Source organism: Lysinibacillus sp. FSL K6-4013, from assembly GCF_038630435.1.
GTDB classification, from domain to species: domain Bacteria; phylum Bacillota; class Bacilli; order Bacillales_A; family Planococcaceae; genus Lysinibacillus; species Lysinibacillus boronitolerans.
The window spans coordinates 4,595,875-4,608,303 of the sequence record NZ_CP152031.1 but is presented as its reverse complement, the minus strand read 5'-3'; the positions used below and the strand labels follow the sequence as shown (position 1 = coordinate 4,608,303).

The following is a 12,429-nucleotide window of genomic DNA, read 5'->3' as shown; positions in this document are numbered from 1 at the left end:
GTTTATAATTATCAGAAATATCTAATATTTGAGAAATTTCCAGGGGGAATTTAATTATGAGAGAGAGCAAAAAGCTTAAGAAGTTCGGTTCACTTTTAGTAGCATCTTCATTACTTGCTGGTGTTCTTGCTGGTTGCGGTAACGGAGACGATTCAAGTTCTGGCGGAGGCTCATCATCAGGCGGAGGTTCATCTGATGGCGATACAATTAAAATCGGTGCCAACTTAGAGCTTTCAGGGAATGTAGCATCTTATGGTTCCTCTATTGGGCTAGGTGCAGAACTGGCTGTAAAAGAAATTAATGATGCTGGCGGTATTGATGGTAAGAAAATTGAATTGATTAAAGTAGATAATAAATCAGAGAACTCTGAAGCAACTTCAGCTGCTATTAAACTAGCAACGCAGGATAAAGTAGTAGCAATGCTAGCACCTGCAACTTCAGGTAATACAGTAGCAACTGTTCAAATTGCAAATGATAATAAAATTCCTATTGTTACTGGTTCTGGTACAGCACCGAATATCACAGTAAACGAGGATGGCAGTGTTAATGAATATGCTTTCCGTACATGCTTTATTGACCCATTCCAAGGAATTGTAGCAGCTAACTTTGCTTCAGGTGAGCTAGATGCGAAAAATGTAGCTATTTTCGCAGATAATGCATCAGACTATGCAAAAGGTTTAGCAAAATCCTTTAAAGAAACGATTACGAAGAGTGGCGGAAAAGTTGTAAAAGAAGAAGCTTATGTAGCGAAGGATACAGACTTCCGTACACAATTAACAAATATTAAAGCGGCAAATCCAGACTTTATCTTTATCCCTGGATATTATGAAGAAGTTGGTTTGATTGTTAAACAAGCACGTGAAATGGGCATTGATGTACCTCTAATGGGGGCTGACGGTTGGGACTCTCCAACTTTAATCGAACTAGCTGGCGCGGATGCATTGAATAACACATACATCACAAACCACTATTCTGCTGAAGACCCAGATCAAAAAATTCAAGATTTTGTAAAGGCATTTAAAGCTGCAAATGGTGACAAAGCGCCTGACGCATTCAACGCACTTGGTTATGACACAATTTACTACATTGCAGATGCGATTAAACGTGCAGGCTCTACAGATGGGGAAGCAATTAAAAATGAATTAGCTGCAACAAAAGATCTTTCTTTAGTAACAGGTACTTTCTCAGTTGACGAAAATCATAACCCAATTAAAACAGCAACAGTTCTTGAATTTAAAGACGGTAAACAAGTGTTCAACTCTAAAGTTAATCCTTAATGTTTTGTAAGCAAGGGGGAGGCGGGTAAACACGCCTTCCTTTTTTGTGTGCTAGATAACTAGAATCATAGAGCAAAACATAACTTTTAGTATAGATCTATGTATTTATTTTTCAATTTTCAGAAAATTTAAAGGAGTGAATGCGCATGGAATGGATACAGCAACTTGTGAATGGTATTTCACTTGGAAGTATCTACGCGTTAATAGCGTTAGGGTATACGATGGTATACGGTATTATCAAGCTGATTAACTTTGCTCATGGTGATGTCTTCATGATTGGGTCATTTATTGGCTTTTACGCTATTGCTAAATGGGAGCTTGGCTTCTTCCCAGCATTATTATTGGCGATGTTAGTTTGTGCAATTTTTGGTGTATTAATTGAACGTATTGCCTATAAACGTTTACGAAATGCGACACGTATCGCAGCTTTAATTACAGCGATTGGTGTATCGCTATTAATTGAATATACAACGATTTTCTTCAGAGGTGCACAACCAGCAGCATATCCTGAAGTTTTCAAAAATAAATCATTAGATATTTTTGGCGTTCAAATCAGCAGTACTTCCATCTTAATTTTATCAGTCGCAGTTGTACTGATGATTCTTTTACAATTCATCGTACATAAAACAAAAATCGGTAAAGCGATGCGTGCCGTTTCCCACGATGCAGATGCAGCTCGCTTAATGGGTATTAACGTTGACAATACAATCTCTGCAACGTTTGCGATTGGTTCAGCTTTAGCTGGTGCAGCAGGTGTTATCTTTGGGGTTTATTATACAAAAATTGACCCGTTAATGGGGGTTATTCCTGGGGTTAAAGCATTTATCGCAGCTGTTCTTGGTGGTATTGGTATCATCCCTGGCGCTATGGTTGGTGGTATGTTACTAGGTGTTGTAGAGTCCTTAGTAAGTGCCCTTGGCTTCTCGTTATGGCGTGATGCAGCGGCATTCGTTATTTTAATTTTAATCTTAATCTTCAGACCATCGGGTATCTTTGGTAAAAACGCCCGTGAGAAAGTGTAGGTGAGCGGTTTTATGAAAAAGTCTAAAGTTTTCTGGGGCTATGCCGTAATAGCGCTAGTCATCTATGCAGTTGTACAATTGTTGATTACAACAGAAGTAATTGATTTGTACTATAAAAATATGTTGATCACAATGTGTATTAATATCATGCTGGCTGTCAGCTTGCATATTGTTATTGGTGTTACTGGACAATTCTCGATTGGACATGCTGGATTCCTTGCAGTGGGAGCATATGTATCCGCTATTATTACAACAAAGTTAATGTTACCATTCCCATTGGCCATCCTATTAGGGGCTGTAGCAGCAGCAGTTGCTGGTTTAATCGTAGGAATTCCAACGCTTCGTTTAAAAGGGGATTACTTAGCAATTGCTACACTTGGATTTGCAGAGATCATTCGTATTATCTTTTTAAATACGGATTATGTTGGTGGCGCAGCAGGGATGCAGGTTAAATATTTATCGAACTGGACATATGCATTCTTTGGCGTAGTGCTAACAATTCTAGTTATCTCAAACTTTACAAATTCTCGTCATGGGCGTGCGTGTATTTCCATTCGAGAAGATGAAATAGCAGCAGATGCGATGGGTATTAACACAACTTACTATAAAGTTGTTGCATTTGCGATTGGGTCTTTCTTCGCAGGTCTAGCAGGAGCCATTTTTGCACATAACTTTTACATTATTCAACCGACAACATTCGGTTTCTTAAAATCATTTGATATTTTAATTTACGTTGTACTTGGTGGTTTAGGAAGTCTTTCTGGTTCAGTGATTGCTGCGATTTTCCTAACAGTCGTGTCTACTTATCTAGCAAACTTCCCAGAAACGCGTATGATTATTTACAGTTTAGTATTAATTATCGTGATGCTTTATCGTCCAACAGGCTTAATGGGAACGAAAGAGATAACACAATTATTTAAGTTTGGTAAAAAGGGAGGTACGAAATAATGACTGGAAACCTTCTTATCAATGTTGAAAATATGGGTATTCAATTCGGTGGTTTAAAGGCAGTACAGGGTGTTAATATGTACCTTAACCAAGGCGAGTTGGTAGGACTTATTGGGCCAAACGGAGCTGGGAAAACAACTAGCTTTAATATGTTAACAGGGGTATATACACCTACGGAAGGTACAATTACTTTTAATGGTCTGAAATTGAATGGACTTGCACCCTATCAGGTTACACAGAAAGGGATCAGCCGTACGTTCCAAAATATTCGATTATTTAAAGAGCTATCTGTTCTTGACAATGTAAAGGTAGCCAATCATTCACTTGCAAAGCATTCTATGTGGGCTTCTATTTTTCGTTTACCTACGCATTTCAAAGGAGAGGCCGAAATGGAGCAACAGTCAATTGAGTTCTTAAAAATCTTTGGCTTAGATGTCTATAAAGATGAGCTAGCTAAGAATTTGCCATACGGGATGCAACGTCGTTTAGAGATTGCTCGTGCGTTAGCAGCAAATCCCAAACTGCTTCTATTGGATGAACCAGCAGCAGGGATGAACCCACAAGAAACTCACGATTTAATGGAGCTAATTGCATTTATTCGTAAAGAGTTCGGCTTAACAATATTGCTGATTGAGCATGATATGAGCTTAGTTATGGGTATTTGTGAACGTATTTACGTACTTGATCATGGACAATTAATCGCTGATGGGACACCAGAAGAAATTCGCAACAATCCAAAGGTAATAGAAGCGTACCTTGGTGAGGAGGTTATCGGCTAATGCTAAAAGTACAAAATATCGATGTTTATTATGGCAACATCCAAGCATTAAAGGGCCTCTCTTTAGAAGTAAACGAGGGTGAGATTGTAACGTTAATCGGTGCAAACGGTGCTGGAAAGAGCACGCTCTTAAAGACATTATCAGGTTTATTGAAGCCAAAAGGTGGCATTATTGAATATGAAGGCTTTTCGATAGCTGGGAAAGCGGCACAGACTATTGTTAAATCAGGGATTTCTCACGTTCCAGAAGGACGCCGTGTTTTTGCCAATATGTCAGTTGAGGAAAACTTAGAGCTTGGTGCATATCTGCGAAATGACAAAGCAGGTATTAAAAAAGATATGGATCATGTTTTCGAGTTATTTCCACGATTATTAGAGCGCCGAAAACAGCAGTCAGGTACATTGTCTGGTGGGGAACAGCAGATGCTGGCGATGGGACGCGCCTTAATGGCAAAACCAAAACTATTATTAATGGATGAACCTTCAATGGGTCTTGCACCGTTGATGGTAAAAAATATCTTTAATATTATTGAGCAGGTTAATAAAGAAGGAACAACCGTCTTACTTGTAGAGCAAAATGCTAATATGGCATTATCTGTCGCTAACCGTGCATATGTACTTGAAACAGGGCGTATTGTTTTATCTGGTTCAGCAAAAGAGCTACAAGAGAGCGAGCAAGTAAAGGCAGCTTATTTAGGCGGATTATAAAAATGGTAGGACATCTCATGTTGAGATGTCCTTTTTGGCTTGTATGTTGAAAGAATCAGAGGTAGCATTTCCACTTTACTTTTTGGTAAGGTTGAAAAAAGGAGTGATGCTTTTTGAAGTATTCAGCACAATATTTTATTGAACATTTAAAGTTAGCCGAACATCCTGAAGGGGGCTATTACATTTCATCGTTTCGTGCATCGGACGATATAGCAGTGAGAGATGTACAGAGACCGATTTATACTAGTATATATTTCCTCCTGCGCTCACAGGATATTTCACATTTACATCGTTTACAATCGGACGAGCTATGGTATTATCACGCAGGAAGCCCACTAACAGTGCATATGATTTTCCCAGATGGGACATATGAAGCGAAGAAGCTTGGCTTGAATGTAGAAGCAGGGGAGGTCCCTCAAATCGCAGTACCAAAGCATACAATTTTCGGCTCGTCGGTGGAGGAATCTGATTCGTTTAGTTTAGTAGGATGTATGGTGGCGCCAGGCTTTGACTTTGAGGATTTTGAATTGTTCACACAGGAAGAGCTTTTAGCAGATTATCCTCAGCACGAGGAAGTTATTCGTAAAATGGCCTACAAAACAATAGAATAGAAAAAACAGCCGTCTCAATTATGTTGAGACGGCATGGTTTGTTCACCAGAATATTTCTTCAGGATAATTTAGTTGAATTTGAATATCATGTAATGCTTGTTTTGTTGCTATAGCTGCTTCCATCAGGTGGGATTTTAAAGCTACATATTCATGGTCCTCTACCATTAATCTCACAGCAAATGCCGCTAAATGAGCCTGACGTTCCTCTTTACTTAATTCGATATATTCTAGATTTAGAACATCCACGTACTGGGTTGCAAAACGGAAAGTTAAGGGATTTTTAGCATGTAACATTCTTAAAAACACAGCATAATCTTCTTCACTTACCTCTTGCTCTAGACATTCAGCAATAGCCGCTTGAAATTTGCGTATAATAGCTATTTCATGATTCCACATAGAAGCATTGTTTAACTTTTGGTGCAGGTCAATAAAATCATTTAATGCGATGGCACTAAAGATAATTTCTGGCCAAAGAATTTCTGTTGAAAAATAGACATTCTTACTTGGAAAGATGAGCTCATGTTGTGTTAGAACACTCTTATTAAGTCCATTACTAACAAACTCTAGGTGATGTTCACCGAGCATAGCATGTCTTAGTTTATAGCAAACGCTTAAAATACGTAGTCGAGGACCCTGATAATCATAGTATTTATTTTCGTCACCAGTTACTTTATAAATAGCATTAATTAGTTCATCTAAATCCCAATAATCCGCGCTAATTCTTACCCCTGTTAGTTGTTCTGTGCTTTGAATGGATATCATAGTCCTCGCCCCTCCCCTTAAATGTGTTTATTTTGGTGTGTAATTGAGTAGTTTGAATAGTTCTGTTCGTTCCTTCTCTGTTAAATCACGCCATTGCCCTACCTTTAAATTACCAAGCTTAATATTCATAATTCGAATACGTTGAAGACGCTTAACGGAATATCCTAGTGCAGTACACATTCGACGAATTTGGCGGTTTAAGCCTTGCTCTAAAATGATTTTAAATACTTTATCTGAAATCTTTTCCACACGACATGGTAAAGTTGTTGTATCTAAAATATCGACCCCAGCCCCCATTTTTTGGATGAATTGCGCAGTTATAGGCTTATCAACTTGAACAATGTATTCTTTTTCATGATGATTTTCAGCACGTAGAATTTTATTGACGATATCACCATCATTCGTTAACAACAATAGCCCCTCTGATTCCTTATCAAGACGCCCGATATGAAAAATACGCAAAGGATGATTGACAAAATCAACGACATTGCCTTTTATATGACGTTCTGTTGTACTTGTAATCCCAACAGGTTTATTCAGAGCAATGTAAACAAGCTGTTGTTCTTTCTTTACCTCTTTTCCATCCACGCAAACAATGTCTCCTGTTTCAACCTGACTACCAACTGTAGCCAGCTCCCCGTTAATCGTTACCTTCCCTTCTGCTATCCATTTATCAGCCCCACGACGAGATATGATGCCAGTTTCACTTAAATATTTATTAATACGCATATTGTTCTCCTATATTTTATATTATTTTTAAGTATACCTTAACGTCACACATACAGTGAATGCTAGAAGCTTTTCTAGCAAAAATAAATTAGTTGGAAAAATTTTTTAAAAAGTTGAAATTATTTTATGTTTCTGACAATATATTAGGTGAGAGGGTTTCTATGAAAATATTGTTATTCCGATATAAAATAACGTTTTTTGTAGATAGTTCTCATTAAATTGTGTAAAGGGGAGAAGTAAAATGGTTTATGCATTTCCAAACACTGAAGGATCGGTAGTTCAATTCAAAGAGAAATATGATAATTATATCGGTGGCGAATGGACACCCCCAGTGAAGGGTCAATACTTTGATAACGTTACTCCTGTTACTGGACAAGTTTTTACACAAATAGCACGTTCCACAGCTGAGGATATTGAACATGCATTAGATGCGGCACATGCTGCTAAGGAAGCATGGGGTAAAACATCACCAACAGAACGTGCAAACATTTTACTTAAAATTGCGGACCGTATCGAGCAAAATTTAGAAAAGCTAGCCGTTGCTGAAACATGGGATAACGGTAAAGCGGTACGCGAAACATTAAATGCAGACATCCCTCTTGCAATTGATCATTTTCGTTATTTTGCTGGGGTATTACGTGCTCAAGAGGGCTCAGTAAGCCAAATAGATAACGATACAGTTGCTTATCATTTCCACGAGCCAATTGGCGTAGTTGGCCAAATTATACCTTGGAACTTCCCGTTATTAATGGCTGTATGGAAGCTTGCGCCAGCACTTGCAGCTGGAAACTGTGTCGTATTAAAACCTGCAGAACAAACACCAGCATCTATTATGGTGCTTTTAGAATTAATAGAAGATTTACTACCACCAGGTGTCATTAATGTTGTGAATGGATTCGGCTTAGAAGCAGGGAAACCGCTTGCATCAAATCCACGCATTGGTAAGATTGCCTTTACAGGTGAGACAACAACAGGGCGTTTAATTATGCAATACGCTTCTCAAAATCTTATTCCAGTAACATTAGAACTGGGTGGTAAGTCGCCAAACATTTTCTTTGAAGATATTATGGATAAAGATGATGCCTTTTTAGATAAAGCTGTTGAAGGCTTTGTGCTATTCGCTCTAAATCAAGGGGAAGTATGTACTTGTCCTTCACGTGCACTGATTCAGGAATCTATTTACGATAAATTTATGGAGCGCGTATTACAGCGAGTAGAAGCCATTAAAGTTGGCAACCCACTTGATCCAAACACAATGATGGGTGCACAGGCATCTAGTGAACAAATGGAAAAAATTCTTTCTTATTTAGATATTGGTAAGCAAGAAGGTGCAGAATGTCTAATTGGAGGAGACAAAAATAATGTAGGTGAAGGCTTCGAAAATGGCTACTACATTAAACCAACTGTTTTCAAAGGACATAATAAAATGCGTATATTCCAAGAAGAAATTTTTGGACCAGTAGTTGCTGTCACGACATTTAAAACGAAAGAGGAAGCATTGGAAATTGCGAATGATACATTATATGGTTTAGGATCAGGTGTTTGGACGAGAGATATAAATACGGCATATCGCTTCGGTCGTGAAATTCAAGCTGGTCGTGTTTGGACAAACTGTTACCACGCATATCCTGCACATGCTGCATTCGGTGGCTACAAAATGTCGGGTGTTGGTCGTGAAAATCATAAAATGATGTTAGCGCATTACCAACAAACGAAAAACTTATTAGTTAGCTATAGCGAAAACAAACTTGGTTTCTTCTAATTCGTAGGGAGGTGCATGAGCGTGGTTGAACGTGTATTAGCTACGGAAGAAGCGCTAGCACTAATCGATCTATTAAAAGAGAAACATGGGCCCGTTATGTTTCATCAATCAGGCGGATGCTGTGATGGCTCCTCACCAATGTGTTATCCAGAAGGGGATTTGCTAATAGGAGATCAGGATGTGTGCCTTGGTGTAGTGGGTGGTGCCCCTTTCTATATGCACAAAAATCAATATGATTACTGGAAGCATACACAAATCATATTGGATGTGGTGGACGGCAGAGGCGGCATGTTTTCACTCGAGGGCGTAGAAGGAAAACGTTTCCTAACAAGGTCAAGAGCCTTCAACTCTGAAGAACTGCAAGAGCTAGGGTTAATTTAACAAGTTATCTGTACAGCGGCAAAGTTTTTCTGCCGCTGTTTTTTTATCTGGAAGTAGAAAAGTTATTGTATGGAAAGGGAGGCTTTAGGACACATGACTCTTTTCTTATAGGAATGATGAATATTGATTTTGGGTGTTCAAGTGTTTTGATATTAATTTTTATGGAAAAGAGTATGTAAAGCGATATTATTGGATGAATTTTTTAGGAAAAGGAATAGATTTAATCGATCCTTTAAGGTCATGGTAAATAATAGTTTCTTTGTGGTTTTTGCTAACATCGGCCATACCTCCTTCATAGGTTGTTAATATTTTCTATTAAATCAAATAAAGTAAGTAACATACATTAAATTATGTTTACTTTTTATGTTAATTGTTACAAAGAGGGTGAATCTTTCTCACATTATGTTACGTAAAACGGGTAAAGGAGTGTGATAAATATGGATTATGTGATGATTGAAAATGAATTTGCCAATACAGTAGAGGAGGTATCAAAGGCTGCAGGCTGGACGGTGGACCGTAAAATTGTATTAGCTATTGCTAGTACATTTGTAGCCTCAGGAAAAACTTTTGATGCAACGAAGTATAAAAATGTTTTACTAGAGATGAAGAAGCAATCTTCATGGCTGTCTCCTTTACGGACAACCGTTGGATATAGTATTGCTGCCAACCTCATGGAGCAAGATGATGCAGAAAAGGCAGTGAAGAATTTACTTACAAATGTGAGCATCTTAAAGGAAGCGAAATTCAGAAGCGGCAATTTTAGCTATATTGGAGCACAATTCTTGACGGAAGATGAACAGGATAAAAAGACGCATGCACAGGCGGCAAGAGCCTTATTTGATGCTATTCGTAAACATCATCCATTTTTAACCTCATATGAGGACATTCCTTATGCCATATTATTAAGCAGTCCATCTGATGATGTTGAATTGCGCGCGGATACCATGAATCAATACTATAAAGAACTAAGAACATCTAATTTTAATGCTGGCAATGAACTCCAATGGCTTTCACAGGTATTAACATTTTTATCACCCAAATTTGATGGTCAGCTAGTACCCGATGTTGTAACCCTTCGTGATGGGCTCAAAAAGCAAAACGTTAAAGTCAAGGCTATGCATTATCCTTTACTTGGCTTTTTAGCCATACTTAATCTGGATAAAGCACAACTTCAAGGGTTGATTGATTTATACCATGAATTAAAAGACATGAAGTTATTAAAGTGGCATCGTGAATTTGTGCTCTTTATGGCTGTACAATTTGCTATTTATGATATGGCAAAGGTACAAAAGTCTTTGTCCATGACCATTATGTCTTCTATTGAGCTATTAATTCAAGCGCAGCAAGCAGCAATGATTGCAGCGGTTAGTGCAGCTACCATTGCGTCTAGTTCAAGTTCTTCGTGATAGAATAAAGAAGAACATGATTATTTGGAGGTGCATTTGAAGGATGAAGGAAACAAAACTGTGGATTAATGGCCAGTGGCATGATGCAGAGGAAAGCTATGAGCTAGCTTCTCCATATAACGGTGAGGTTATTGCTCATGTAGCTAAAGCATCTATTCAAGATGTAGAGAAAGCTATCGAAGGTGCACAGCAGGCATTCCAATCGTTTAAAAAGACAACAGCCTACGAACGTGCCGAAATATTATATAAAGTTGTTGATAAGATGCGCCAACGAAAAGAAGAACTTGCAGAGATTTTAGCCTTAGAGGCTGGAAAACCTATAGTTGCAGGTTTAGCTGAAATTGACCGTACAATCGCCACCTATCAATTTGCAGCAGAGGGAGCTAAACAGTCAAAAGGTGAGACTGTGCCAATGGATGCAGCCCCTGGAGCAGGGGATCGAATAGGCTGGACAAAAAGAGAACCTTTAGGTGTGGTATCAGCCATTACGCCATTTAATTTTCCATTCAATTTAGTGGCTCACAAGTTAGGTCCAGCATTTGCAGTAGGCAATACAGTTGTATTAAAGCCAGCAACACAAACGCCACTAAGTGCTATCGTTATGGCTGAAATTTTCCGTGAGGCAGGATTACCAGATGGGGCATTGCAAATTGTGACAGGCAGTGGAGGCGAGCTTAGTGATACACTTGTCACACATCCATACGTCAAAAAAGTAACGTTTACAGGTAGTGGTAAAGTTGGTTTGAAAATTAAAGAAAAAATAGGTTTACGTAAAGTTACTTTAGAGCTAGGTTCTAATGCAGCGGTAATTGTCGAACCCTCTACGCCAATAAATAAAATTATCAATCGTTGTGTAAGCGGGGCTTTTAACTTTGCTGGACAAGTATGCATTTCATTACAACGTATTTATGTGCATTCTTCCATTATTGATGAATTTACTAAAGCCTTTGTTGCAGAAACAGAAAAGCTTAAAGTAGGAGATCCATTAGATAAAACTACAGATGTCAGTGCCATGATTAATCCAAATGAAGTGGAACGCATCAGGGAATGGATTGAGGAGGCACAGGAACAGGGGGCTAAAATTGCAACTGGAGGCGTATTTACTGAACGTACTTTAACACCAACAGTTATGACGAATGTGACAGCTGATATGAAAATTGTCTGTCAGGAAACATTCGCACCAATCGTCTCAATTGTTTCATATGAAACATTAGACGACGCAATTCGACTTGTAAACGAGTCGGACCTTGGTCTAAATGCAGGTATTTACACGAATATACTGTCAGATGCTTTATATGCAGCAGATGAATTACAGGCTGGTGCTGTCATTATTAATGACATTCCGACATTCCGAGTAGATAACATGCCATATGGTGGAGTAAAGATGAGTGGTTACGGACGTGAAGGAATTAAGTGGGCTCTAGAGGAAATGACTGACATGAAATTTATTTCGATGAAAAAATCGTTCTAAATTTGCATCAGCTCTTTTTCTGCGATACGATGACGAAAGAACAACATGAGAAGGGAAGTTGCAAGAATTATGCCAAACAACGCTGTACCAATGAGCCAATCACGTACGGTTCAATCGCGTCTCGTATTACCCCCAGACACAAATAATCACAATTCTATTTTCGGTGGAAGAGTGTTAGCTTATATTGATGAAATCGCTGCTATTACAGCAATGAAACATGCAAAAGGCCTTGTAGTGACAGCTTCTATTGACTCGGTTGATTTTTTATCCGCTGCACATGTAGGAGATATTCTTGAAATCGAGAGTATTGTTTCGTCTACAGGACGTTCTTCAATGGAGGTTTATGTTCGCGTTGTTTCGCGCAATATTGAGACTGGCGAGGAAAAATTAACGACAGAATCATTTGTCACGATGGTTGCAGTAAATGAGGAAGGGAAACCAGTACCAGTTCCTGCGATTTACCCTGAAACAGATGAAGAAAAGCGTTTATTTGAAACTGGGCCAGCAAGACGAGAGCACCGTAAACAAAAACGTGCATTGCCGCATTAAGGAAAAAGGGAACTCTAAACGAGTT

General features: G+C 38.6%; 13 protein-coding genes. 11 read left to right on the top strand and 2 right to left on the bottom strand.

Going from position 1 to position 12,429, the window contains the following annotated elements; genetic code table 11:
• Positions 1–56: 56 nt before the first annotated feature.
• The 6 genes from MHB39_RS22940 (at position 57) to MHB39_RS22915 (ending at position 5,344) form a co-directional block, all read left to right on the top strand.
• Complete coding sequence (locus tag MHB39_RS22940) at positions 57–1,277, top strand: ABC transporter substrate-binding protein (RefSeq protein WP_004233542.1); 1,221 nt, start codon at positions 57–59, stop codon at positions 1,275–1,277.
• Between the two features lie 146 nt (positions 1,278–1,423).
• On the top strand, positions 1,424–2,299 hold the full coding sequence (locus MHB39_RS22935; protein WP_016992164.1) for a branched-chain amino acid ABC transporter permease: 876 nt from the start codon (positions 1,424–1,426) through the stop codon (positions 2,297–2,299).
• A gap of 12 nt (positions 2,300–2,311) precedes the next feature.
• Positions 2,312–3,247: a branched-chain amino acid ABC transporter permease gene (locus tag MHB39_RS22930; protein ID WP_016992163.1), complete on the top strand. Its 936-nt coding sequence runs from the start codon at positions 2,312–2,314 to the stop codon at positions 3,245–3,247.
• Positions 3,247–4,026, top strand: coding sequence for an ABC transporter ATP-binding protein (locus MHB39_RS22925; RefSeq protein ID WP_048395513.1), 780 nt, complete (start codon positions 3,247–3,249; stop codon positions 4,024–4,026). The genes MHB39_RS22930 and MHB39_RS22925 overlap by 1 nt, the downstream gene beginning before the upstream one ends.
• Positions 4,026–4,733, top strand: a complete 708-nt coding sequence (locus MHB39_RS22920; protein ID WP_004233555.1) for an ABC transporter ATP-binding protein — start codon at positions 4,026–4,028, stop codon at positions 4,731–4,733. Before MHB39_RS22925 ends, MHB39_RS22920 begins: the two co-directional genes overlap by 1 nt.
• 113 nt (positions 4,734–4,846) lie before the next feature.
• The gene (locus MHB39_RS22915; RefSeq protein ID WP_036077792.1) at positions 4,847–5,344 is read left to right on the top strand and encodes a cupin domain-containing protein; all 498 of its coding nucleotides are present in this window, start codon (positions 4,847–4,849) and stop codon (positions 5,342–5,344) included.
• Between the two features lie 42 nt (positions 5,345–5,386).
• Here the strand turns inward: MHB39_RS22915 and MHB39_RS22910 are convergent, their stop codons facing one another.
• Together MHB39_RS22910 and rluF are read right to left on the bottom strand one after the other, a co-directional pair.
• Positions 5,387–6,106, bottom strand: coding sequence for a hypothetical protein (locus tag MHB39_RS22910; protein ID WP_258859985.1), 720 nt, complete (start codon positions 6,104–6,106; stop codon positions 5,387–5,389).
• Positions 6,107–6,133: 27 nt separating this feature from the next.
• Positions 6,134–6,835, bottom strand: a complete 702-nt coding sequence (gene rluF, locus MHB39_RS22905; RefSeq protein ID WP_312124196.1) for a 23S rRNA pseudouridine(2604) synthase RluF — start codon at positions 6,833–6,835, stop codon at positions 6,134–6,136.
• A gap of 241 nt (positions 6,836–7,076) precedes the next feature.
• On the opposite strand from rluF, the gene adh reads away from it, so the two are divergent.
• From adh to MHB39_RS22880, 5 genes are all read left to right on the top strand, one after another.
• Positions 7,077–8,597 carry an aldehyde dehydrogenase gene (adh, locus tag MHB39_RS22900; RefSeq protein WP_257962050.1) on the top strand — a complete coding sequence of 507 codons (1,521 nt, stop codon included), beginning with the start codon at positions 7,077–7,079 and terminating at the stop codon, positions 8,595–8,597.
• A 21-nt stretch (positions 8,598–8,618) separates the two neighbouring features.
• Positions 8,619–8,978: a DUF779 domain-containing protein gene (locus MHB39_RS22895; RefSeq protein WP_048395522.1), complete on the top strand. Its 360-nt coding sequence runs from the start codon at positions 8,619–8,621 to the stop codon at positions 8,976–8,978.
• Between the two features lie 437 nt (positions 8,979–9,415).
• Complete coding sequence (locus tag MHB39_RS22890) at positions 9,416–10,384, top strand: DUF4003 family protein (protein ID WP_342545461.1); 969 nt, start codon at positions 9,416–9,418, stop codon at positions 10,382–10,384.
• Between the two features lie 43 nt (positions 10,385–10,427).
• Complete coding sequence (locus tag MHB39_RS22885) at positions 10,428–11,855, top strand: aldehyde dehydrogenase family protein (RefSeq protein ID WP_342545460.1); 1,428 nt, start codon at positions 10,428–10,430, stop codon at positions 11,853–11,855.
• 69 nt (positions 11,856–11,924) lie between these two features.
• Positions 11,925–12,404, top strand: coding sequence for an acyl-CoA thioesterase (locus MHB39_RS22880; RefSeq protein ID WP_016992152.1), 480 nt, complete (start codon positions 11,925–11,927; stop codon positions 12,402–12,404).
• The last annotated feature ends 25 nt before the right edge of the window (positions 12,405–12,429 follow it).